Annotated in this window: 25 protein-coding genes and 2 tRNA genes; 16 read left to right on the top strand and 11 right to left on the bottom strand. The window is 59.2% G+C overall.

Translation table 11 applies throughout. The features are described from left to right. Nucleotides 1-1,191 carry an amino acid ABC transporter permease gene (locus tag BMZ42_RS10025; protein WP_091521738.1) on the bottom strand — a complete coding sequence of 397 codons (1,191 nt, stop codon included), beginning with the start codon at nt 1,189-1,191 and terminating at the stop codon, nt 1-3. Between the two features lie 155 nt (nt 1,192-1,346). Then, on the bottom strand, nt 1,347-2,375 hold the full coding sequence (locus tag BMZ42_RS10020) for an amino acid ABC transporter substrate-binding protein (RefSeq protein WP_091521735.1): 1,029 nt from the start codon (nt 2,373-2,375) through the stop codon (nt 1,347-1,349). A gap of 408 nt (nt 2,376-2,783) precedes the next feature. On the opposite strand from BMZ42_RS10020, the gene BMZ42_RS10015 reads away from it, so the two are divergent. The 4 genes from BMZ42_RS10015 (at nt 2,784) to BMZ42_RS10000 (ending at nt 4,693) form a co-directional block, all read left to right on the top strand. Beyond that, a complete protein-coding gene (locus BMZ42_RS10015) occupies nt 2,784-3,959 on the top strand; it encodes a cystathionine beta-lyase (protein ID WP_091521733.1) in 1,176 nt (391 codons plus the stop codon). Between the two features lie 119 nt (nt 3,960-4,078). Further along, nucleotides 4,079-4,155, top strand: a tRNA-Pro gene (locus BMZ42_RS10010). A 38-nt stretch (nt 4,156-4,193) separates the two neighbouring features. Continuing rightward, on the top strand, nt 4,194-4,499 hold the full coding sequence (locus BMZ42_RS10005) for an ETC complex I subunit (RefSeq protein ID WP_091521731.1): 306 nt from the start codon (nt 4,194-4,196) through the stop codon (nt 4,497-4,499). Between the two features lie 117 nt (nt 4,500-4,616). Continuing rightward, nucleotides 4,617-4,693: transfer RNA gene (locus tag BMZ42_RS10000), tRNA-Arg, on the top strand. A 66-nt stretch (nt 4,694-4,759) separates the two neighbouring features. Here the strand turns inward: BMZ42_RS10000 and hdaA are convergent. The 3 genes from hdaA to BMZ42_RS09985 are packed head-to-tail and all read right to left on the bottom strand — an operon-like array spanning nt 4,760 to nt 7,140. Beyond that, on the bottom strand, nt 4,760-5,467 hold the full coding sequence (gene hdaA / locus BMZ42_RS09995; protein ID WP_091521729.1) for a DnaA regulatory inactivator HdaA: 708 nt from the start codon (nt 5,465-5,467) through the stop codon (nt 4,760-4,762). Nucleotides 5,468-5,471: 4 nt separating this feature from the next. Continuing rightward, the gene (locus BMZ42_RS09990) at nt 5,472-6,611 is read right to left on the bottom strand and encodes an AI-2E family transporter (protein WP_091521727.1); all 1,140 of its coding nucleotides are present in this window, start codon (nt 6,609-6,611) and stop codon (nt 5,472-5,474) included. Further along, nucleotides 6,592-7,140, bottom strand: a complete 549-nt coding sequence (locus BMZ42_RS09985; RefSeq protein ID WP_091521861.1) for a CDP-alcohol phosphatidyltransferase family protein — start codon at nt 7,138-7,140, stop codon at nt 6,592-6,594. Before BMZ42_RS09985 ends, BMZ42_RS09990 begins: the two co-directional genes overlap by 20 nt. A 154-nt stretch (nt 7,141-7,294) precedes the next feature. Between BMZ42_RS09985 and purM the strand changes: the two genes are divergently transcribed. Beyond that, nucleotides 7,295-8,359, top strand: coding sequence for a phosphoribosylformylglycinamidine cyclo-ligase (gene purM / locus BMZ42_RS09980; RefSeq protein ID WP_091521724.1), 1,065 nt, complete (start codon nt 7,295-7,297; stop codon nt 8,357-8,359). 5 nt (nt 8,360-8,364) lie between these two features. After that, nucleotides 8,365-9,054 carry a phosphoribosylglycinamide formyltransferase gene (gene purN / locus BMZ42_RS09975; RefSeq protein ID WP_091521722.1) on the top strand — a complete coding sequence of 230 codons (690 nt, stop codon included), beginning with the start codon at nt 8,365-8,367 and terminating at the stop codon, nt 9,052-9,054. Nucleotides 9,055-9,096: 42 nt separating this feature from the next. Here purN and BMZ42_RS09970 read toward each other — a convergent pair whose 3' ends face one another. Then, on the bottom strand, nt 9,097-11,205 hold the full coding sequence (locus BMZ42_RS09970) for a molybdopterin-containing oxidoreductase family protein (protein WP_091521859.1): 2,109 nt from the start codon (nt 11,203-11,205) through the stop codon (nt 9,097-9,099). Between the two features lie 101 nt (nt 11,206-11,306). Between BMZ42_RS09970 and BMZ42_RS09965 the strand changes: the two genes are divergently transcribed. The 4 genes from BMZ42_RS09965 (at nt 11,307) to BMZ42_RS09950 (ending at nt 14,044) form a co-directional block, all read left to right on the top strand. Next, nucleotides 11,307-12,158 (top strand): 23S rRNA (adenine(2030)-N(6))-methyltransferase RlmJ, encoded by an 852-nt coding sequence (locus BMZ42_RS09965; RefSeq protein WP_091521719.1) that lies wholly within the window; start codon nt 11,307-11,309, stop codon nt 12,156-12,158. 102 nt (nt 12,159-12,260) lie between these two features. Next, nucleotides 12,261-12,692 carry a hypothetical protein gene (locus tag BMZ42_RS09960; protein ID WP_091521718.1) on the top strand — a complete coding sequence of 144 codons (432 nt, stop codon included), beginning with the start codon at nt 12,261-12,263 and terminating at the stop codon, nt 12,690-12,692. Next, nucleotides 12,658-13,380 carry a ribonuclease T2 family protein gene (locus BMZ42_RS09955; RefSeq protein ID WP_244523224.1) on the top strand — a complete coding sequence of 241 codons (723 nt, stop codon included), beginning with the start codon at nt 12,658-12,660 and terminating at the stop codon, nt 13,378-13,380. The genes BMZ42_RS09960 and BMZ42_RS09955 overlap by 35 nt, the downstream gene beginning before the upstream one ends. A gap of 64 nt (nt 13,381-13,444) precedes the next feature. Continuing rightward, nucleotides 13,445-14,044, top strand: a complete 600-nt coding sequence (locus tag BMZ42_RS09950) for a glutathione S-transferase family protein (RefSeq protein WP_091521713.1) — start codon at nt 13,445-13,447, stop codon at nt 14,042-14,044. Between the two features lie 59 nt (nt 14,045-14,103). On the opposite strand, the gene BMZ42_RS09945 is transcribed toward BMZ42_RS09950, so the two are convergent. Further along, nucleotides 14,104-14,760: an outer membrane protein gene (locus BMZ42_RS09945; RefSeq protein ID WP_091521710.1), complete on the bottom strand. Its 657-nt coding sequence runs from the start codon at nt 14,758-14,760 to the stop codon at nt 14,104-14,106. A gap of 317 nt (nt 14,761-15,077) precedes the next feature. Between BMZ42_RS09945 and BMZ42_RS09940 the strand changes: the two genes are divergently transcribed. The 5 genes from BMZ42_RS09940 (at nt 15,078) to BMZ42_RS09920 (ending at nt 19,304) form a co-directional block, all read left to right on the top strand. Further along, the gene (locus tag BMZ42_RS09940) at nt 15,078-15,845 is read left to right on the top strand and encodes an SDR family oxidoreductase (protein ID WP_091521707.1); all 768 of its coding nucleotides are present in this window, start codon (nt 15,078-15,080) and stop codon (nt 15,843-15,845) included. Continuing rightward, nucleotides 15,842-17,875: an excinuclease ABC subunit UvrC gene (gene uvrC, locus BMZ42_RS09935; protein WP_091521704.1), complete on the top strand. Its 2,034-nt coding sequence runs from the start codon at nt 15,842-15,844 to the stop codon at nt 17,873-17,875. Before BMZ42_RS09940 ends, uvrC begins: the two co-directional genes overlap by 4 nt. A 93-nt stretch (nt 17,876-17,968) precedes the next feature. Continuing rightward, complete coding sequence (gene pgsA, locus BMZ42_RS09930; protein ID WP_091521702.1) at nt 17,969-18,553, top strand: CDP-diacylglycerol--glycerol-3-phosphate 3-phosphatidyltransferase; 585 nt, start codon at nt 17,969-17,971, stop codon at nt 18,551-18,553. 12 nt (nt 18,554-18,565) lie between these two features. Beyond that, on the top strand, nt 18,566-18,817 hold the full coding sequence (gene moaD / locus BMZ42_RS09925; protein WP_091521700.1) for a molybdopterin converting factor subunit 1: 252 nt from the start codon (nt 18,566-18,568) through the stop codon (nt 18,815-18,817). A 4-nt stretch (nt 18,818-18,821) separates the two neighbouring features. Further along, the gene (locus BMZ42_RS09920) at nt 18,822-19,304 is read left to right on the top strand and encodes a molybdenum cofactor biosynthesis protein MoaE (RefSeq protein WP_091521698.1); all 483 of its coding nucleotides are present in this window, start codon (nt 18,822-18,824) and stop codon (nt 19,302-19,304) included. A gap of 91 nt (nt 19,305-19,395) precedes the next feature. Here the strand turns inward: BMZ42_RS09920 and ndk are convergent, their stop codons facing one another. Then, nucleotides 19,396-19,818 (bottom strand): nucleoside-diphosphate kinase, encoded by a 423-nt coding sequence (gene ndk, locus BMZ42_RS09915; protein WP_091521696.1) that lies wholly within the window; start codon nt 19,816-19,818, stop codon nt 19,396-19,398. A 239-nt stretch (nt 19,819-20,057) separates the two neighbouring features. Here ndk and BMZ42_RS09910 point away from each other — a divergent pair, with 239 nt between their 5' ends. Beyond that, nucleotides 20,058-20,570 carry a DinB family protein gene (locus BMZ42_RS09910; RefSeq protein WP_091521693.1) on the top strand — a complete coding sequence of 171 codons (513 nt, stop codon included), beginning with the start codon at nt 20,058-20,060 and terminating at the stop codon, nt 20,568-20,570. Nucleotides 20,571-20,595: 25 nt separating this feature from the next. Here BMZ42_RS09910 and BMZ42_RS09905 read toward each other — a convergent pair whose 3' ends face one another. Genes BMZ42_RS09905 through BMZ42_RS09895 form a run of 3 tightly spaced genes read right to left on the bottom strand, consistent with a single transcriptional unit; the run spans nt 20,596 to nt 22,403 of the window. After that, on the bottom strand, nt 20,596-21,012 hold the full coding sequence (locus BMZ42_RS09905; RefSeq protein ID WP_091521690.1) for a VOC family protein: 417 nt from the start codon (nt 21,010-21,012) through the stop codon (nt 20,596-20,598). Nucleotides 21,013-21,040: 28 nt separating this feature from the next. Then, complete coding sequence (locus tag BMZ42_RS09900; RefSeq protein ID WP_244523223.1) at nt 21,041-21,310, bottom strand: MoaD/ThiS family protein; 270 nt, start codon at nt 21,308-21,310, stop codon at nt 21,041-21,043. 10 nt (nt 21,311-21,320) lie between these two features. Next, nucleotides 21,321-22,403: a WD40/YVTN/BNR-like repeat-containing protein gene (locus BMZ42_RS09895; RefSeq protein WP_091521685.1), complete on the bottom strand. Its 1,083-nt coding sequence runs from the start codon at nt 22,401-22,403 to the stop codon at nt 21,321-21,323. Nucleotides 22,404-22,473: the final 70 nt, after the last annotated feature.

Here is a 22,473-nt window from a genome sequence, read left to right as displayed (position 1 = left end):
TTACCTCTCCACCAACGCCATGCGATCGTTGAACCAGTTCATGAACAGCGACATGGACAGGCTTAGTCCGAGATAGATCAGCATCCAGATCGACACGACCTCGATCGCCTGCCCGGTCTGGTTCATCGTCGTCTGACCGATCTGCACCAGGTCCGGGTAGCCAACGAACACTGCCAGTGACGAGTTCTTCGTCAGGTTGAGATACTGGCTGGTGAGCGGAGGAATAATGATGCGCATGGCTTGCGGCACCACGACTAGGCGGAGCGTCGGGCCGGCTCGAAGTCCGAGCGCATTTGCTGCCTCTGTCTGGCCCCGGCTCACACCCAGAATGCCCGCCCGCACAATCTCTGCGATGAAAGCTGCCGTGTAGAATGACAAGGCCAGATAGAGCGACAGAAATTCAGGTTTGATCTGCGATCCGCCTGTCAGATTGAATGCCCCCTGTTGCGGATATTCAAACGTGAACGGAACTCCTGCCGCCAGCGTCGCCAAAGTCGGCAGCCCAAGGATAAGCACCAGTGCTGTCAGAAGTACCGGGAAGCGTTGTCCCGTTTTCATCTGGCGTCGGTAGGACCACCGCGCAATGGCGAATATCGCGATGATCGCCACGACAAGCGCTGCCGGAATAAGCCAGGCGCCCTCTTCCCATATCGCTTTTGGCAAAAAGAAACCGCGGCTGTTGAGATAGGAGCCGAAGGGAAGCCCGATACTGTCGCGTGGTGCTGGAAGCACCGACAAAACGCCCAGATACCAGAAGAAAATGACAAGAAGCGGCGGAATATTGCGGAAAATTTCCACGTAGATCATGCAAATCTTGGCAATCAGCCAGTTCCCCGACAGGCGACCGATGCCAATGAGAAAGCCAAGAATCGTAGCTGTTATCACACCAACGACCGCAACTAGCACGGTGTTGAGCAACCCGACGATGAGAGCTCGCCCGAATGTTGAGTCAGCGTTGAAATGGATCAACGACTGCGACACATCGAACCCGCTACGCCCGTTCAGAAAACCATAGCCCGACGAGATGTTCGCGCGGCGCAAGTTTTCTACCGTGTTTCCCCATATCCAGTATATCGCCGCAGAAAGGATGGCGACGACAAGTACCTGAAAAATGATGCCCCTTATTTTGGGATCATTCATCCAGGAAACACGAGCGGGATCGCTCGCGTGGAGCGTGTCCTGAGATGCCATGTAGTTCCCCTTGTTCGGTGCGGAAAACGTACATGCGTCTCCCGTTCTTCCGAATTTTTTGTTGGCCTAGCCAGGTAGTTTCAGTGCATCGGAACCAAAAGCCGGTCCCGATGCACCAAGATTATGCGCGCCGTTTGTGCGCGTCGCAGGCCGCCTTAGCGGACCGGCGGTGCGTACTGGACGCCGCCCTTGGTCCAGAGCTGGTTCAGGCCGCGCGCGATCTTCAGCGGGCTCTCCTGACCGATATTGCGCTCGAACACTTCGCCGTAATTACCGACGCCGCCCACGACTTTCACGATCCAGTCGTTTTCGAGGCCGAGCATCGAACCGATTTTCGACTCTGGCTCCTGGCCGAGAACGCGCTTGATCTCCGGATTGTCGGAACCCTTCATCTCTTCGACGTTGGCCTGGGTGATGCCAAGCTCTTCAGCCTGGATCATCGCGAACAGCGTCCACTTGACGATGTCGAACCACTGGTCGTCACCCTGGCGGACTGCCGGCCCGAGAGGCTCCTTGGAGATGATTTCTGGCAGAACGACGTGCTCGTCTGGATTGGCAAGCGTCAGACGCAGCGCATAAAGGCCGGACTGGTCAGTGGTGTAGGCGTCGCAACGGCCTGCTTCGTAAGCGGCGTTGGTCTCGTCGAAGCCCTGGAACACGACCGGATTGTATTCCATGTTGTTGGCACGGAAATAGTCCGCCAGATTGAGTTCGGTGGTCGTTCCCGTCTGCACGCAGACAGCGGCCCCGGACAGCTGCAGCGCGGAATTGATTCCCGGCAGCTTCTGCGCGTTGATCATGAAGCCCTGGCCGTCATAGTAGTTGACGCCAGTGAAGTTGAAACCCAGCGACGTATCACGGCTGAGGGTCCACGTCGTGTTACGTGCGAGCAGGTCGATTTCGCCTGACTGCAGCGCGGTAAAGCGCTCCGTTGCGTTCGTCGGAACAAACTTCACCTTCGACGCATCACCGAATACGGCGGCGGCCACAGCGCGACAGAAGTCAGCGTCGAAGCCCTTCCAATTGCCCTGATCGTCCGGCGCGGCGAAGCCGGCAAGCCCGGTGTGCACACCGCAGGCGACCTCGCCCTTGGCCTTCACATCATCGAGAGTTGCTGCCGAGCCGACAGACGCCGACATCAGCAACGCCGCCGAGCCCACGATTCCCGTTACTAGCTTTTTCATGCCCACTTACCCTTTGCTTTTATCACGGGATCTACCCGCTGTTCTCATTGGAAGCATGTCATTCCGGCCCCGCCGCAATGAAGCATCTAGGCGACGCTCTTGCTCCACCTCCCACTCACGAATTCCATCGAATTCGATTATTCGACGTCGGTCAAGTACGAATAAGTCTGTCAGTGTCGTTGCCCTACTCTTCAAGAGAACAGCCGAGTTCTTGTCCAGGACTGTATACTTTCATGACGAAACCAGCTTCTCTCAACTGCACCTGAAAGAGCATGCTGTCCTGCTCTCTGACCCGCAAAGGGAGTGATCTTTGCTTTTGTTCGGCAGCGTCGGCTGGACCTAGCTATTACGGTTGCATGGCGATTTCGCACTGGATATGCCTTTCATGCAACATTGAGGGCAGGATCCATGAGCAAGCGCGACTTCACGAATACCGGCATCAATACCCGTCTGGTTCATACCGGCAACGACCCCGAGGACTTCTTCGGCTTCGTCAATCCGCCAGTGGTCCATGCTTCGACGGTCCTCTTTCCCGATGCGGCAACCATGGCAGGCCGCAATCAGCGCTACACCTATGGCACTAAAGGCACACCGACCACTGACGCACTCGCAACCGCGATCGATGCACTGGAAGGCTCGGCCGGCACAGTTCTCGTCCCGTCGGGCCTCGCTGCGGTAACGATTCCGCTGCTGGGGTTCCTGTCTTCAGGTGATCATGTCCTGATCGTGGACTCGGTATACCACCCGACCCGCAACTTTGCAGACACGATGCTCGCGCGCCTTGGCGTCGAAGTCGAATATTATGACCCGATGATCGGCGCAGGCATCGCAGAGCGGATGAAGCCCAACACAAAGGTGGTTTTCACCGAATCACCCGGCTCCAATACATTCGAGATTCAGGACATCCCTGCCATTGCCCGTGAAGCGCGCGCGCGCGGCGCGGTGGTGATGATGGACAACACCTGGGCAACCCCTCTCTACTTCCGCCCGTTGGAGCATGGGGTCGACATCTCCATTCACGCCGCAACGAAGTATCCGGCCGGGCATTCTGACGTGCTGCTCGGCACTGTCTCGGCCAATGAACGTTGCTGGGAGCAGCTGCGCCAGACCCACGAGACGATGGGCTGCTGCGCTGCCCCCGACGACGTCTATCAGGTGCTGCGCGGCCTGCGCACGATGGGAGTTCGTCTGGAACGCCACGAACAGAGCGCGCTGGAGATTGCCCGCTGGCTCGAAACGCAACCCGGCGTGGCGCAGGTGCTTCACCCTGGGCTGGAAAGCTTTGCCAGCCATGAATTGTGGAAACGCGACTTTTCCGGATCAAGCGGCATTTTCTCCATCGTCCTCGATGGTGGCGGCACAGAACAGGCTCACGCTTTTCTCGATGCGCTGAAAATCTTCGGCCTTGGATATTCCTGGGGTGGATTCGAATGCCTTGCTGTCCACGTCCAACTGGGCGACCGCACGATCGCCAAGGGCGAATATGGCGGACCTGTGATTCGTCTGCAGATCGGCCTGGAAGATGTCGAGGACATCAAGGCAGACATCACGCTTGGCCTTGCTGCTGCAGCCGCATCGCGCTGACATCTGCCGCTGCGTCATACGCAAAAAGGGGAAATCTGACACAGGTTTGGCGATATTTGTTCAGATCAGGCTTGCGCTTCGAACGGGGTACCCCTATAGGAGCCCAAGCCTTATGGCGACGGAGCGTAGCGCAGTCTGGTAGCGCATCTGGTTTGGGACCAGAGGGTCGCAGGTTCAAATCCTGCCGCTCCGACCAACTCCCAAGGTCTTGGATCAAGACGCAAAGAGGCTCTTATGTCAGCGCGCATCTTCAGCCCAGCGAAAACAGCCATGCAGTCAGGTAAAGCCAAGACCGGCCAGTGGGTTCTTGAATTCGATCCGGCGCAGCCGCGCACCATCGATCCGTTGATGGGCTACACCTCGTCTACCGATATGAGAAGTCAGATTCGCCTGACTTTCCCCTCGCTGGAAGAAGCAGTCGCCTACGCCGAAAAGAACGATGTCGCCTATCGCGTCCAGCTTCCGCAGGAACCGCGCCGGCGCCCGATGTCGTACACCGAAAATTTCCGATACGATCGCAAGATGCCCTGGACGCACTGAATCAGTGCTTTATCTGGAATCGGCGTTGCAGCTTGATTTCTGCTGGGTTGCGAGAATCGAAAAGTCGAAAAATCCAATTCCACTTTTCATCTCTATGGCCTAAGGGTGCGTCGTAACGGCCCCGTAGCTCAGCTGGATAGAGCAACGGACTTCTAATCCGTAGGTCGCAGGTTCGAATCCTGCCGGGGTCGCCATTTCCACTTCATCATTGAAAATTGCATCTAAAGGCTGATCGAAGCCTTCTGCATACAATGCGCGCGCTACAGACCTAGCTTTCCCTGCCCGGCTTCCATCGCTTCGATGACCTGTGCAGCCAGCGTCCGGCTGATCTTCGTCTTGTTCTCAAGCGCGGCGCGGTCGAGCCGGGCAACCACATCCATTGCACTCGACAGCGACCGCTCGATGCGGCGGACAAGAAACTGCACGACGTGCGGCTCGACATCAACCTGCCGGTCAGCAAACAGCTTCGTCAAAATTGCCATCAGCAGGAAGTCATCCGGCTCATCAATCTCGACCGTGGCTGCTTCCTTCAGACGCGACAGCAGATCAGGAAGCCTGACGCCCCACGCCATCGGAAACCCACGCGCGGTGAGCAACAAGGATGTGCCTGCCTGCTTGACGGCATTGATGAGATGGAACAGGCCGGCTTCGTCGATCGCGCGCGCGTCGATATCGTCGATGAGTACAGGCCCCTGAATCGCGGCTTCGATCGCATCCACGCCGAGGCTGTCCGCCGACAGCGCCGTTGCGTTGCTGTCCTCGCGCCAGATGTCCGCCAGGTGCGACTTTCCCGACCCCGCCGGGCCGGCCAGGACAACCACTGCCGAGGGCCATTCAGGCCAGGATTCCAAAAGTCCAACAGCCTGCCTGTTGGATGGACCCACGATCAGGTCATCACGGCTGTTGCCAACAGGATGAACGAGATCGAGCGGCAACTGCCGGGGATGCTTGACGGGCGCGAACGACATTGGATCAGTCTTTGCTATGCTTCAGATCGACGGCATGACCGCGATAAAATGGCGACTCGAGATAGCGTGCCAGACCAAAACGGACAAGCACTCCAACCGCTGCAGCCGCCGGAACGGCTATCAGGAGTCCCACAAAGCCGAACAAGGCACCAAAGGCAAACAACGCGAACATCAGCCAAACCGGATGAAGACCGACACTTTTGCCGACAAGGTTGGGCTGGAGGATATTGCCCTCGACAAACTGTCCGGCAAAAAAGATGACGGCCACCACGATGACCCAATGCCATTCAGGCCAGAACTGAACCAGCGCCACCCCGACAGACAGAACCAAGCCGACCATCGAGCCGACATAGGGGATAAATCCGATCAGCCCGGTAAACAGTCCGATCAACAATCCGAAATTGAGGCCGACGACGGTCAGCGCCACAGCATAGAAAAGGCCGAGGATAAGGCACACCGTGCCCTGACCACGCACAAACCCGGCAACCGCGCCATCAATATCGCGTGCGATCGTTCGTACGGTGGCAAGCTGATCGCGAGGCACCCAGCTGTCGACACGGGCGACCATCTTGTCCCAGTCAAGAAGCATGTAGAACGCGACAACCGGGGTGATGACGAACAGGCCACCAATATCGATCAAAGTGCGTCCCGAACTGAGCAGCGAGGAGAACAGGCCTGTCAGAAACTTGGTACCCTGCGTCATCAGAGAACTGAGGCCGTCGCGCAGCGCGGCGGGTTCGACCCCGACGGTACGGCTAAGCCATTCCGGGTCGAACCGATTGATCAGCGCCTGCAGCCCCGTGAGATAGTCCGGGATCTTGGCAAGAAAATCGGCCGCCTGGCTCGCCAGGATGGGAATCACCAGCATCAGGCCAAGCGTCAGCACCACCACGAAGGCCAGCAGGATGACGACCGTGGAAGCCAGCCGCGACAGCCCCAGACGCTGGAGCCGGTCGGCCACAGGATCAAGGAAATATGCGAGGATCATGCCGGCAAAGAACGGCAGCAAAATCGAAGAGAAAAAATATAGAAACGCGATGAACGCGACCATCGCGCCCAGCCAGAAGACAATCTGGCGTCGGAATGCACCCGCGACGACGACCTCGGCCATACGTTCCTGAATGTCAGCGTCTTGCTTGTTCATCTGCGCCCATATGCTTCAGCCATTGCAGGAGATAGGCCGCTGCCGAAGCGAGGGTCAAGAGACCGCACAGCACGACAAGCAGGAAACGAGCATGGCCGAACAATTGCGCCTGTGCAAGTTCCGCAAGAACAACAATCACCAGAAGGATCTGAGCCAGCGTGTTGGCCTTCGAAACCATCAGCGGTCGCATCGCGACGGGATGGCTCATCACGGACGACAGCAGCACGGCGCAAATGATCAGCGCATCCCTGGAAACCGCCGCCACGACCAACCAGATCGGCAATTCTCCCATGAATCCCAGCACGACAAACGAACTGACGAGAAGAAGCTTGTCGGCCATCGGGTCGAGATAGGCGCCCAGTGCCGACTGCTGATTGAAATGACGCGCGATAAATCCGTCGACCGCATCGGAAAGCCCTGCCGTCACGAAACAGACCAGCGCCCAGCCATATTCGCCGTCCAGCAGTGCCACGATCACCACCGGAACCAGCAGGAGCCGCAGGATGGTGATCAAATTCGGTACGGTCACTTCTTCGTGTCTCCTGCCGCAAAGCGCCTGTTGATAAATGGTCGAGGGGCCACATGTCATCAAGTGTGTTGCCGCATCAAGGTTGGCAGCGCTTGCGACTGAGGGCACTTCATGCGATGAGCCGACCTTGAGCAACCTGTCGGGCGAAACAACCATGACCGAACCCAAAAGCGGCCTCACCTACGCTCAGGCTGGTGTCGATATCGACGCAGGCAACGCGCTGGTGGAAAAGATCAAACCCATGGTGCGCTCGACGCGAAGGCCTGGCGCAGACGGCGAGATCGGCGGCTTCGGCGGCCTGTTCGACCTCAAGGCGGCCGGGTTCAATGATCCCATTCTCGTCGCAGCCAATGACGGCGTTGGCACCAAGCTGAAGGTGGCGATCGAAGCCGACCTGCACGATACCGTCGGCATCGACCTCGTTGCCATGTGCGTCAACGATCTTGTCGTGCAGGGCGCGGAGCCCCTGCTCTTCCTCGACTACTTCGCGACCGGAAAGCTCGATCCTGATCAGGGCGCCGCGATCGTCTCCGGTATTGCAGAAGGCTGCCGTCAGGCCGGTTGCGCACTCATCGGCGGCGAGACCGCCGAGATGCCAGGCATGTACAGCGAAGGTGACTACGACCTCGCCGGCTTTGCAGTTGGTGCTGCTGAGCGCGGACAGCTGCTGCCGACGAATGACATTGTTGAAGGCGACGTTCTTCTGGCGCTCGCCTCCTCGGGCGTGCACTCCAACGGTTTTTCGCTGGTGCGCCGCATCGTCGAGATGTCCGGGCTAGCCTGGGACGCTCCATCGCCGTTTGACACCCATCGCACGCTCGGCGAAGCATTGCTGACCCCGACCCGCATCTATGTGAAGTCGGTCCTTCAGGCGATTCGCTCGACGCACGGCCTCAAAGCCCTCGCCCACATCACCGGCGGAGGCTTCCCGGAGAACCTGCCGCGCGTCCTGCCGAAGGGCTTTGCCGCCGAGCTTCAGCTTGACGCAATTGATGTGCCGGAAGTGTTCTCGTGGCTCGCCAAGACCGGCAATGTCGCGCCCAACGAAATGATGCGCACATTCAACTGCGGCGTCGGTATGGTTCTGGTGGTTGCTGCCGGACAGGCAGCTCAGGTCGCAGCCGTTCTGCAACAGGCTGGCGAAACTGTCAGCACCATCGGTCGTATCATTCCACGCCGGGACGAAGGTGTCGTCTATATCGGACAGATCGGGCTGTAGCTCTCATGAAAAAGCGCGTTGTCATTCTCATCTCCGGTCGCGGCTCCAACATGACCGCCCTGATCGACGCGGCAGGCGATCCGCACTATCCGGTCGAGATCGTCGGTGTCATATCCGACAATGCCGATGCTATGGGGCTGAAGGCAGCAGCTGCCGCGAACATCGCTACCAAGGCAATCACCAAGGCAGACTTTCCGACCAAAGCTGCGCTCGATGAAGCCCTCGACGCCGAACTGACGCGCATGAAGGCTGATGTCGTCTGCCTTGCAGGCTATATGCGCCTTCTTTCGCCCGCTTTCACCGAAAAATGGGCCGGGCGGATCATCAATATCCATCCATCGCTGCTCCCCTTGTTCAAGGGGCTGGACACGCATACACGCGCACTCGAATCCGGCATGCGGGTCCACGGCTGCACCGTTCATTTCGTCACGGCGGGAATGGATGAGGGCCCGATCATCGCACAGGCGGCGGTTCCGATCCTGCCAGACGATACCGAAGCTGACCTGTCGGCCCGCGTGCTGACAGTCGAACACCAGCTCTATCCGCTTGCCCTGCGTCTGGTTGCGACCGGCAAGGCGAGAATGGAGAACGACAAAGCGGTGCTGACGGGCGTTTCGGCTGAAGGCGCCGTCCTGTCGCCAGGCTCCGCCAGCGATGACATCGACATTGAAAGCCTTGCGCGCATGACGCCATAAGATGGACCGAGGCGCGTTCAGCGCCTCGTCCTCTCACGCCTTTCAGACGGCCCTGACCCACACGCGGTTGTCGTGGAATGCGGCGCCGCCATAGGGCGCGGCAGCGTCCGCGCCGGTCAGAACGTTGATCCCCTCGCCGCGCTCGTGGGCCGAATTGGGCCAGATGCCCTCTGCAATCACCACGCCGCGCTTGACGCCATCGAACAGCTTGGCGTGAAGGACCAGCTCGCCGCGCGTATTGCCCACCTCGATACGCCCGCCATCCGCAATCCCCAGAGCCTCAGCATCGAGCGGATGGAGCAGCAGTTCAGGCCGCCCTTCCTTTTTCAACGATGTCGGCGTCTCCGTGAAGGTGGAGTTCAGGAAGTTTCGTGACGGAGATGTGGCCAGCCGGAACGGGTGTTCTGCGTCGGCGACTTCAATCATGTCGACATGATCGGGAAATTCAGGGAGCATCGCATGATCGCCCAAGAGCCCGACCGAGGCTGGCGGCTTGTTCGGCGCAAACCCGCCGTTCCACTCCGGCTTGAAGCGATATTTGCCATCCGGGTGGCCAAATCCGTCGAGGAAGTGAGCCGTGTCGAATTCGGGCTGCAAGTCCAGCCAACGATCGCGCTCGAGCGTTTCGAACGTTCCGTAACCGTGCTGCGCCACCATGATGTCGACGTGCTCGCGTTCGCTCAACCCGAACCCCGGCTGATCCGCCACCCCAAGCCGCTTCGCCAGCTCTTCGATGACGAACAGATTGGAACGTGGTCCTTCCGGTGGATCAACGAGCTTCGGCCCGACCATCAGATATTGATGCCCACCACCCCGATAGATGTCGTCATGCTCCATGAACATCGTTGCCGGGAGCACGACGTCCGCAACCTTCGCCGTGTCGGTCATGAACTGTTCATGCACACACGAAAACAGATCGTCGCGCAGGAAACCGCGCGTGACCAATCGCTGCTCCGGCGCAACGTTCACCGGATTGGTGTTCTGGATGAACAGCGCCGTGACGGGCGGTCCATGCCGCAGCGCCTCGGCATCGCCGGTCAGCACGCGGCCAATCTGAGACTGGTCGAGATGGCGGATCTTGGGATCTTTCAGCGAGGCCCCTTCCAGAAGCCTCTTGTCGATCTGATAGATCGCGCCATTGTTGTGGAACGCCCCGCCGCCTTCATATTGCCAGCAGCCGGTGACAGCAGCAATCGACGCCACCGCATGCATGTTGACTGAACCGTTGCGCTGGCGGGCAAAGCCGTAGCCCAACCGGAAGAAGGTTCGCGGCGTCTTTCCGATCAGATGCGCGAAACCCTCGATCTCCTCGACCGAAAGGCCGGTGATCGCAGAAGCCCATTGCGGGGTCCGTGTTCTCAAATGAGCTTCAAGCCCGTGCGGGTCGTCGGTGTATTTCTCCAGATAGGCCCAGTCGGCCATCCCGTCTCGGAACAGGACGTGCATCACGGCACACCCGAGCGCCCCATCCGTTCCGGGCTTCACGATGAGACCGAGGTCAGCCTGCTTCATCGTGGCATTGTCATAGATGTCGACGACGACGATCTTCGCGCCGCGTTCCTTGCGCGCGCGGATCGCATGGGTCATCACGTTGACCTGGGTCGCAACGGCATTCGTCCCCCAGATCACCACGCAGTCAGACTTCGCCATCTCCCGCGGATCAGGGCCGGTAAGACGACCGGTTCCCATCACATATCCGGTCCATGCCAGATTGGTGCAGATAGAGCCGAAAAAGCCGGAGTATTTCTTGGCGTGGCGCAAGCGCTCGATGGAATCGCGCTGCACCAGCCCCATCGTGCCGGCGTAATAATACGGCCAGACCGCCTCCGACCCATCCTTTTCCTCAGCCCTGAGCAGCCGCTCGGCGACGAGGTCAAGCGCCGCTTCCCAGCTTGCCTCCTTCCAGTTGCCATCGCCCTTGGCGCCGGCCCGCACCAGCGGTTTCAGCAACCGGTCGGGATGGTGGATACGTTCAGAATAGCGCGCGACCTTGGCGCAGATCACGCCTGCGGTGTAGGCATTGTCCTTGGCGCCATGGATTCGCCCGATCCGCCGTCCGTCGATCACCTCGACATCCAGGGCACAGGTCGACGGGCAATCATGTGGACAGGCAGAGTGCCTGATCGTAGTGGTCGTGGCGTGCTGGTTCATGCGAAACATCTAGCGGAAAACCACACCGCGGAGTAGAGCCTGCATCAGCAAATGAGCGCACAAAAACACCCGCATTTCGGCTATCGCCAGAGGGAGACTTCATGAACTATCGCCACGCCTATCACGCCGGGAATTTCGCCGACGTGGTCAAGCATGTCGTTCTGACGCGCATCCTCGAATATCTGAAGCACAAGCCCGGTGCGTTCCGCGTCATCGACACTCATGCAGGCATCGGGGTCTACGATCTTTCGTCGGAAGAAGCGCAAAAGACCGGCGAGTGGCACGACGGTATCGGCAAACTTCTGGGCGCAGAAGCTCCGCAGGAAGTCGCGGCGTTGCTCACGCCCTATCTCGACGCTGTGCAGTCCTTCAACGTTGCCGGTGAAATCCGACGCTACCCCGGCTCGCCGGTAATCACACGCTATCTGCTTCGCAACATCGACCGCCTGACCGCGATTGAACTTCATCCCGCTGACTATTCCACCCTCAAATCGCATTTCGAGGGCGACTGGCAGGTCAGGGCCATCGAGCTGGACGGCTATCTGGCGATGGGCGCGCACCTGCCTCCCAAGGAAAAGCGCGGCCTTGTTCTCGTGGACCCGCCTTTCGAAAAGCCCGGCGAATTCGGCCGCCTGATCGACGGATTGCTGCGAGCGGTCAAGCGATGGCCGGGTGGCACCTACGCCCTCTGGTACCCGATCAAGGACCACGATGCTGTCGCTGACTTCCGCGAACGGCTTCGCCAAAGCGGCATTCCGAAGATGTTGGACATCCGCTTCGAGATCCGCCAGCCATCGGCCGAACCGCGCTTCGATGGCACCGGCATGATTGTCGTCAACCCGCCCTTCGTTCTCGACGCGGAGCTGAGACTGATATTGCCCTGGCTTCACACTCTTCTGTGCGATTCCGGTGCGCCAGCGCCCGAGCTTGAGTGGCTTGGAACCCCTGCCTGACGCAGATCGTTACATCCAAACACCGACTTGACCGATTCGCTCGCTTTCAGCAGAGTGAGTACACCTAGATTCGGGCGTTACGCCCATCTGCGGAGGATCTGTATGAATCGCTTTATCAGCCTGCTCACGGCGTCCTTTATTGCGCTGGCGGGTGCGACCGTCGCCGCACAGGCGGCTGATCCAGTGTATCTGCAGTACGACGATCCTGGCATTTGCGGCAGCGCACCGGTTTTGAACAAGATCACCCATCGCTTCCGCTATCAGGTAGCCAACGTGCCTCACTTGCCACAAGTCGAGATCGTTGAGTTCAACCGCATCGTGCAGAGCCGGTTTAACGCCCAGAGCGAGGAATGGCCTATCGAGCGACGTTACTGCCACGCAAAGGCTGCTCTTTCCGACGGTCATACGCGTGACATCTGGTATCTGATCGAGCGTCCGATGGGCTTTGCCGGCCAAGGCAGCAATGTCGAATTCTGCGTCTCCGGTTTCGATCGCTGGCATGTTTATGGTGGGCGCTGCCTCTCCCTTCGTTGAGCGTACCCCTTTGTCCTTGATGCGTCGTGCGCTCGCCATGCTCGGCATGGCAATGATGCTGGCCGCCTGCGATTCTCGTGACGCTGGCAGCGTTGGCACGGAAGCCATTCCGCAAGGCAAGGGCTATGACTTTTATGTCCTGTCTTTATCCTGGTCGCCGACGCATTGTCAGATGGCCAGCGCCACCGCCAACGCCCAGCAATGCGGATCGCGGCAGACGCATGGTTTCGTCGTTCACGGATTGTGGCCTCAGTTCGAAAAAGGCTGGCCGGAGTTTTGTGACAGTCGTGAGCCCAAACGGGTTCCGGAGGCCCTGTTACGCGATAATCTCGACATCATGCCTTCCGAGTCACTGATCGGCCACCAATGGCGCAAGCACGGATCATGCTCAGGATTGAGTCAGGCTGAGTATTTTTCAGTCGTCCGGGCGGCTTATGAAAAGATCGTCGTGCCGAGCGCCTACGAGGAAACGAGCATCGCTCTCGATACTTCGCCTGACAAGGTCGAGCAGGAGTTTCTGGCTGCCAATCCAGACCTTCCCGCCGACGGAATCGCGGTCATTTGCAAGGAGCGCTATGTTTCCGAAGCAAGAATCTGCCTGACAAAAGATCTGAAGTTTCGCTCCTGCCCGCAGGTCGACGCGCGCGCATGCCAAAGGAGAGGCGCGACCCTGCCAGCTTCCAACTGAGCGTGTATCAACTTTGCAGCGATTGAATTAGCGTGATGGCTCGACTCAGTTCCCGGAGACCCTGATGGCCGTCGTTTATTACTCGCCTGCATCGCCCTATTCAGCCAAAGTTCGCCTGGCCGCCGCGTGGTGCAACATTCCCGTTGAGGCAAAACTGGTGGATACCGGGGCTGAACCGGCAGAGCTGCTCGCTGCAAATCCGCTTGGAAAAATTCCAGTTTTCATTACCGATGACGGCAAGAGCATCTATGACAGCCGCGCCATCACGCAGTACCTCAACCGGATATCCGGTGGTGCACTCTATCCGCGCAATGCAGACAAGAGACTGGAATCAGAAATGCTGGAAGCTCTGGCCGACGGCATTTGCGATTGCCTTCTTGCCCACGTCTATGAACGGCGCATGAGGCCGGAGGAGAAGATCCATCAGCCCTGGCTCGACAAGCAGTGGAGCAAGGCGACCCGCGCGCTCGATATGCTCGCTGCAAATCCGCCCAAACTCACGAAAAAGGCAAATGGCGGACAGATCGCGCTGCGTGCGGCGCTTGGCTATCTGGCGCTGCGTTTCGACGGACAATGGGAAAAAGGGCGCAGCAAGCTGACCCGCTGGGCCAAGCGTTTCGATGAGCGCTTTCCCGAGCTTGCAGAACTGCTGCCGCGCGCCTGACCGTAAGACAATAAAAAAGGCCCGGATTTCTCCGGGCCTTTTATCAATCTTGCGATCGATTAGAACTTCACGCCGAGACCGATCATGACGCGGTGGTTGTCCGAGTCAACCTTGCCCGAACCAACGCCTGGCAGATCGTAGGTCTTGCTGCCGTAGTCCGTGTAACGGTACTCAGCACGTGCGAACACGTCCTGGGTCAGCTTGACGTCAGCGCCGGCGCCAACGGTGTAGCCAACGAGGCCCTTGGTGTCATGGACGCCGGAAGCCACGTCAGTGATGCGCTGGTTTTCCATTGCAACACCTGCGGTACCGTAGACGAGCACGTCGTCCGTCACAGCCATACCGATACGACCGCGAACCGAACCATCAACGCGCGTGCGGGCATGGGTGCCCAGTGCTTCGCCCTTGATGTCGCTGTAGTTCACGTCACCTTCGATACCGTAAACGAGCTGACCGTCCTGGAAGTTGTAACCGCCGAACGCGCCACCCATCCAGCCTTCGGTGCCGATGTTGCCGCCTGGGCCACGAACGGTGCCGTTGAAACCGTAGCCGAGCTGCGCACCGAGGTACGGACCAGCCCAGGTGCTCACTGGAGCAGCTTCGAAGATCGGTGCAGGAGCGGCTGGCTCCTGATAGACCACGTCGGCAGCCAGTGCCGGAGCAGCCATAAGGCCCAGGGCAGCAGCCGACAGGGCGAACTTGGTCTTGATGTTCATGTTAGTACTCCTTTGCCGCAGGAAGCAGTCACGCGCTTCCCCCTTAAATGACGCAACCACCTTATGGGAGATAAATGGTTGACTGCGTCCGCGGTTCCTTATCTGGGCGCGAAATGCGGCTGAACAAGACCTGAAAATAGGATTTTCCCCGGCGAGAAAATGGCTGAATTGTGACGTTGCGATTCAGCAACACCCTTGTCAGCTATCCCACAGGCGCCGCGGGACGAACGCTTGGTCCGCGAAGCAAGCTGGCCTATATCAAGAAAAAGGTTCGACAATCCAGCACTTTGAGCCGTGCATATTGAGGGCATGAATTGATGGCAACGACGCAACATCCGGTGGCGCTGGTGACAGGTGGCGCCCGTCGCATTGGCGCAATCATCGTCCGGGACCTTGCGGAAGCAGGATTTTCCGTTGCCATCCATTGCAACTCTTCCCGCACCGAAGCTGATGCGCTGGCGCAGGAACTGACGGATGCGGGCAAGCGCGTTTGCGTGGTTCAGGCTGACTTGTCCGACATGGATGCGGTCGCCGGTTTGGTTCCTGCCGTTGCTGCCGAGCTGGGCTCTCTTGGACTTCTGGTCAATAACGCATCGATCTTTGACGATGACGCTGCCGACAATTTTGATTGGGAAACCTGGGACAAGCACTTCGACGTTCATCTGAAAGCCCCGGTTCTTTTGGGCCAGAAGCTCGTGGCCGGCCTTCCCGAAGAGGCGAGCGGATTGATCGTCAACATTATTGACCAGCGGGTCTGGCGTCCGACACCGCGCTTCTTTTCCTATACATTGTCGAAATCGGCTCTATGGACAGCCACCCGCACGATGGCTCAGTCCTTTGCGCCACGCGTGCGCGTCAATGCCATCGGTCCGGGCCCTACCCTGATGAATCAGCGTCAGGATCCTGTCGACTTTCAGCAGCAGGTCGATGCGCTGCTTTTGAAGCGTGGGCCCGAACTCAGCGAGTTCGCGCAAACGATCCGCTTTCTGTGGCAAGCCCGCTCGGTCACTGGCCAGATGATTGCACTGGACGGAGGGCAGCATCTCGCCTGGAAGACCCCCGACGTCTATGGGGTCGTCGAATGACGCCGCGCCGCCCAGCCGCAGACATGCCGGATGTCGATGTGCCTGACGAGCTTGACGACACCGTCGAGGCTTCCCTTCACCCGGCGGGAAGCCCGGAGCTTGAGGTTCCCGAGATCAGTTGGGACTCCGAACAGGGCGACACTGAAGGCAAGATCGGGATTGAGGTCATCCAGACGCTGGTCAAGCGACTGCCGAACGCGCCCGGCGTCTACCGTATGATCAACAAGGCCGGCGACGTTCTCTATGTCGGCAAGGCTCGCAGTCTGAAGAAGCGCGTCAGCAACTACGCGCAAGGTCGCGGTCACACCAATCGCATCGGCCGGATGGTCAGCGAAACGGCGACGATGGAGTTCATCGTCACACGCACAGAGACTGAAGCGCTGCTGCTGGAAGCCAACCTTATCAAGCGCCTGCGGCCACGGTTCAACGTGCTGTTGCGTGACGACAAGTCATTTCCCTATATTCTCATCACAGCCGACCACCGCGCACCCGGCCTTTTCAAGCATCGCGGCGCGCGCTCCCGCAAGGGTGACTATTTTGGCCCCTTTGCATCCGCAGGCGCTGTAGACAGAACGATCAACGCGCTCCAGCGCGCCTTTCTTCTTCGCTCCTGCACGGACTCGTTTTTTGAGAACCGCACACGGCCATGCCTGCTCTATCAGATCAAGCGATGTTCGGCTCCCTGCACGGGCGAGGTCAGTGACGCAGACTACCGCGAACTCGTATCGGAGGCGGAAGATTTTCTATCCGGCCGCTCCGGTCGCGTAAAATCCGAAATTTCCGTCGCCATGCAGAAGGCGTCCGAAGACCTCGACTTCGAACGGGCCGCCATCTATCGCGACCGGCTCTCTGCTCTCTCGCATGTGCAAAGCCATCAAGGGATCAACCCTCAATCCGTCGAGGAAGCCGACGTTTTTGCCATCCATCAGGAAGGCGGGCAGAACTGCATCGAAGTGTTCTTCTTCCGTACGGGACAGAATTGGGGCAACCGGGCCTACTTTCCGAAGGCAGATCCGGCGCTCGAAGCATCGGACGTGCTCGGAGCCTTCCTGTCACAATTCTACGATGACAAGCCGTGTCCGCGTTCAATACTTCTATCGCACCCGATCGAGGATCTTGCGCTGCTGGCCGAGGCTCTTTCCTTGCGCGCAGGCTATAAGGTGACTGTCTCGGTGCCCCAGCGCGGCGAGAAGAAAGACCTGACGGATCACGCCCTGCAGAACGCAAGGCAGACCCTCGGTCGCCGGCTGGCAGAGACGTCATCGCAGACGCGGCTGCTCGCCGGGCTGGCGGAGACCTTCGGGCTGGAGAAAGCGCCGCGGCGGATCGAGGTCTACGACAACTCTCACATCATGGGCACGAACGCTGTGGGGGCGATGATCGTGGCGGGACCGGAAGGCTTCGTCAAAAACCAGTATCGCAAGTTCAACATTCGCTCCACCGACATCACGCCCGGTGATGACTTCGGCATGATGCGCGAAGTGATGGAGCGGCGTTTCACGCGCCTTCTCAAAGAGCACACGCAGCCAGACGGACAGGCGCCGGAGATCGACACAGAGGACGACACTTTTCCGGCATGGCCCGACCTGATCCTGATCGACGGCGGCCAGGGCCAGATGTCAGCCGTCCGCACGATTCTCGATGAACTGGGTATTGCCGACAAGGTCCAGGCAATCGGTGTCGCCAAGGGCGTTGACCGTGACGCCGGGAGGGAGCGCTTTTTCGTCCGTGGCCGCGAACCCTTCACGCTGCCCGTTCGCGATCCGGTCCTCTATTTTGTCCAGCGCATGCGTGACGAAGCGCACCGTTTCGCCATCGGCTCACACCGTGCGCGCCGCAAAAAGGAGATGATACGAAACCCGCTCGACGAAATCGCAGGCATCGGGCCGACACGAAAGCGTGCTCTTCTCCATCATTTCGGAACCGCAAAAGCCGTCAGCCGCGCCGGATTGGAAGACCTGATGCAGGTGGAGGGAATTTCCCAACGGGTGGCGCAGCTGATTTATGGCCATTTCCATGAAAACGAGTAAACCATCCCTGACTTGCGCGCGGGTGGACACTTTGCGAGGTTGACCATTCACCGGGTCAACCTATTAGTAGGCTTGAAACCAGAGCGGGAATCGATGTCAAAACGTGCTTTCAATCTACCGAACATGCTGACCTACGCGCGGATTCTCGCCGTGCCGCTCATCGTGCTTTGCTTCTACATGGAAGGGCGAGTGCGCCCGACCGACTGGTGGCGTTGGGTAGCTGTGGGCATTTTCGTTGTCGCCAGCATTACCGACTATTTTGACGGCTACATCGCCCGTATCTGGGAGCAGACATCGAACATCGGCAAGATGCTCGATCCTATCGCCGACAAGCTGCTTGTCTCCGCAGCACTTTTGCTGCTGGCCTATGACCGCACCATCGACAAATGGACCCTGTGGGCCGCCATCATCATTCTGTGCCGTGAAATCCTCGTGTCGGGCTTGCGTGAATATCTGGCGGCGCTGAAGGTTTCGGTCCCCGTTACCCAATTATCGAAATGGAAAACGACGATCCAGCTCGTCGCGATCGGCTTTCTTCTGGCGGGCCCGGCAGGCGATCAGATCCTTCCCTATACGACCGAGATCGGCATCGCGCTTTTGTGGGTTTCGGCGATCGTCACGCTCTATACTGGCTATGACTATTTCCGTGCCGGTCTCAAGCACATCATCAATGAATAGCGGAGGCATGCCATGAAGCTCAGATATTTCGCCTGGGTGCGAGAGCGGATCGGCAAGGCTGAAGAAGACATCGACCTGCCGGAAAACGTCGTATCGGTGCGTGATCTTCTTGTCTGGCTGAAGCAGCGCGATGATGGCTATGCGCAGGCGTTGCAGCATCCCGAAGTTATTCGCGTGGCGATCAACCAGGAGCATGTGGATCACAAGCAGCCCATCGGCGATGCGCGCGAGATCGCGTTGTTTCCGCCCATGACCGGCGGGTGAGCTGATGACTGTGCCGGTTCGACAGATAGAGCCTCTGATCCGCGTCCAGTCTGACGATTTCGACCTTTCGGTCGAAACTGCGCGCCTGACAGATGGACGCACCGACATCGGTGCAGTCGTCGCGTTTTCAGGCCTTTGCCGCGACGAAGGCGGTTCACTGTCAGCGCTTGAGCTGGAACATTATCCCGGAATGGCGGAAGTCGAGATTGCGCGCATTGCCGGGCAGGCAATCGACAGATGGCCGCTTCAGGGACTGAGCGTCATTCATCGCTATGGGAAAATAAAGCCCGGCGAAAACATCGTGCTGGTGGTTGCCGCATCGGCCCATCGTCACGCCGCCTTTGAGGCTGCATCCTTCATGATGGATTTCCTGAAGACGCGCGCGCCGTTCTGGAAACAGGAACACGACGCCGAAGGCAGGCCGCAAGGCTGGGTCGAGGCGAAAGCCGAAGATGACGCCGCGCAGTCGCGCTGGTCCGAGCGCTGATACCCAAAGCGCCGCGTCTCAGATCTTTCTTCATACGAAAAAGGCCGCGAACATGTCGCGGCCTTCATCAAATTCGGCTCGTCGTAGTAAATTAGCCGACGATTTCGGTGTCCGAGAACCAGTAGGCGATTTCAGCTGCAGCGGTTTCCGGAGCATCCGAACCGTGGACCGAGTTCTCGCCGATCGACAGCGCGTGGGTCTTGCGAATGGTGCCCTCGTCTGCGCTCTCTGGATTGGTTGCGCCCATCACTTCACGGTTCTTGGCGATTGCGTTCTCGCCCTGCAGAACCTGAACAACGGTCGGGCCGGAGGTCATGGTGTCGACCAGCTCGCCGAAGAAAGGACGCTCCTTGTGAACAGCGTAGAAGCCTTCAGCTTCGCGACGGCTCATCCAGACGCGCTTGGATGCAACGACGCTCAGGCCGGCATCTTCCAGCATCTTGGTGATAGCGCCGGTGAGGTTGCGACGCGTTGCGTCCGGCTTGATCATGGAAAAAGTGCGTTCAATGGCCATGTGAGGGTCCTTGAGGTTTCAGAAATTGACGGGAATGCCGGGTCTATACCGTTACGCCACAAGGATGTGAAGGGGCGATTGCAGCTCCACGTGCGCCCCCTTCGCCGCCGGGCTGATCTGTGCATGGCACTCCCGGCTGCCAGCAATCGCGTCAACTGAGCGATGTTTTGCGGTTTGATCTTTGGCGTCGTGCGTGTAGGTGTGCGACGATCAATCCGGCAACGCAGAGGGCAACCGGGATGCGTCAGCATTTTCAGATGTTTGCGGCCTACAATCATTGGGCCAACACCGCAGTCTACGACGCAGCCGCCCGGCTCGACGATGAGGCGTTGAATCGCAACACCGGGGCGTTCTTCGGCTCGTTGCTGGGCACGCTCAATCATATCCTGGTCGCAGATCGAATCTGGCTGAAGCGTTTCACGGGCGAAGGAAACGCACCCACGGCGCTCGATACGACACTGCATGCCGACCTGCCGGGGCTCCGTGTCGCCCGTCATGATGAGGATATGCGCATCATATCCTGGATCGAATCGCTGCCGGATTCCGCGTATAAGGGCAGGTTTACCTACCTGACCGTCACCGACATGCGCACCATTTCGCAGCGGCTCGCCCCTGCCCTCGCACACTTCTTCAATCACCAGACCCATCACCGTGGACAGGCGCATGCGATCCTGACGGCGTTGGGACAGCCCAGCCTGACGTTGGACCTGGTCTATTTCCAGCGCACCGAGGAAGGCCGCCGTTTTGCGTAACCGCGCCCCTCGTCGCACAATATAGTCAGGACAGCGGCTTCGAGCAGCTGATCATCCACTGCGTTCCAAACCGGTCCCGCAACATCGCGAAGCGACTGGCCCAAAACGTCTCCTGCAGCTCCATCATCACCTGCGCTTCCGGCATGAACGCCGCGTAGATCCGTTCGGCATCCTTCTCCGTGTCGACGGTCAGTGTCACCATCGAGCCTTGCGGCATCTCATACATTGATGCCGGCGCGTCAGAGCCCATGATCGCGTTTCCGTCGACCATCAGCATTGCGTGGAGCACCTTGTCCGCCATTTCAGGCCCATGCCCCTCCTCGCCCGGCGGCATGTCGGCGTGCGTCGACATCGCAACGATCTGGCCACCGAGCACCTCGGCATAGAAGGTGAATGCTTCCCGGCAGGTTCCGGCAAAAACCAGATATGGATTGATCTGCATGGGTGGCTCCTCGTTGCCGCCGCCAGCGTCACCCGCCGCTGATGGCCGTGATGATGTAAACTTTCGCCCCCGGTGACAGAGGCGTGTCGAGTCTTGCGCGATCGCCATCAACGAAGACATTGATGTGCTTGCGGATCGCCGGACGGCTGTCCGTGATGCGATCTCCCATTCCCGGCCAGCGCTGATCCAGCGCAAGGATCATGGCACCCACCGTTGCCGCTTCGACGTCCACCTGTCTGGTCGAACCTGGGAAAAGATCGACCAGCAGCGGTGACAGTGTCACGACGACACACCCCATTCGGCACATCCTATTGCTGGACGACCATCGTCTCGACGGACGAGATCGACGGCAGATGCTGGGCAATGCAGGCCCAATTGTCGCCCTCGTCGCGAGACGCGAACAGCGCCCCACCCGATGTGCCGAAATAGACGCCGGCGCGATCCAGCCGATCTGTCGCCATCGCCTGCCGGAGGACGCCGAAGAAAGCATTTTCCTGCGGCAGTCCGTTGCGCAGATCCTGCCACGTCTCGCCACCATCACGGGTTCGCCACACCGCTGCCTTTGCATCAGGCACGTAGCGGCCGCGAATATCGCCGTTGAGAGGCAGCAGATAGAGGGTCGAGGGATCACGCGGATGGGTGGCTGCGGGAAATCCGAAGCTTGAGGGCAAGCCCGCCTCGATGCTCTGCCAGGTCTGGCCGCCATCTGCGCTGCGATACATGCCGCAATGATTTTGCTGATAGAGCAGATCCTCGCCACCCGGCGCCTTCACGAGACAGTGCACGCACTGGCCAAACTCAGGGTAATTCTGCCCCTCAGGCATATAGTCGGCGCGCGTGCCGCGGTTGCGCGGCTCCCATGTCTGGCCACCATCGCCGGTATAAAAGACACCAGCAGATGAAATGCCGATCCAGATTTTCTGCGGATCTTCCGGGTCAGGCACCAGCGAGTGCAGGATCAGGCCCGCCCCACCGGGATTCCATTCAGATCTTGTCGGGTGGTGCTGCAGCCCTTCGACATGGCTCCAGTTGTCTCCACCGTCGTCGCTGACAAACAGCCCCGCCGGCTCAACTCCCGCATATAACCGGTCATGTTGCGCAGCGAGGCTCCACACCGATTTCACCGGCTCCTCGCCTTCCTTATAGGCCAGACCAGCGCTTGAGTGCGTCCATGTGCGACCAAGATCGGTCGACTTCCACACCGCCGGACCGAACCACTCATTGCCCCCAGCACCGTAGATAATGCCTGAGGCCCGGTCGCCGATTACATGCTGGATGGGCCAGGTCTCGCAAAACGGGCCTGAAAGTTCCCAGTGTCGGCGTTCCTCATCGCTTCGTGCGATGAAAACACCCTTCTTTGTACCGATCAAAACTAATATCTGCGTCGGCATCGTTGTCCTCCCAACCCAATGCCGCCCCCATTCCAGCGCACCACTTGGACGCACCAAGCTCTGTCACTGG

The organism is Aquamicrobium aerolatum DSM 21857 (assembly GCF_900113935.1).
Taxonomy (GTDB): domain Bacteria; phylum Pseudomonadota; class Alphaproteobacteria; order Rhizobiales; family Rhizobiaceae; genus Aerobium; species Aerobium aerolatum.
The sequence above is the reverse complement of the archived record's forward strand: the minus strand, read 5'-3'. Positions and strand labels throughout refer to the sequence as shown.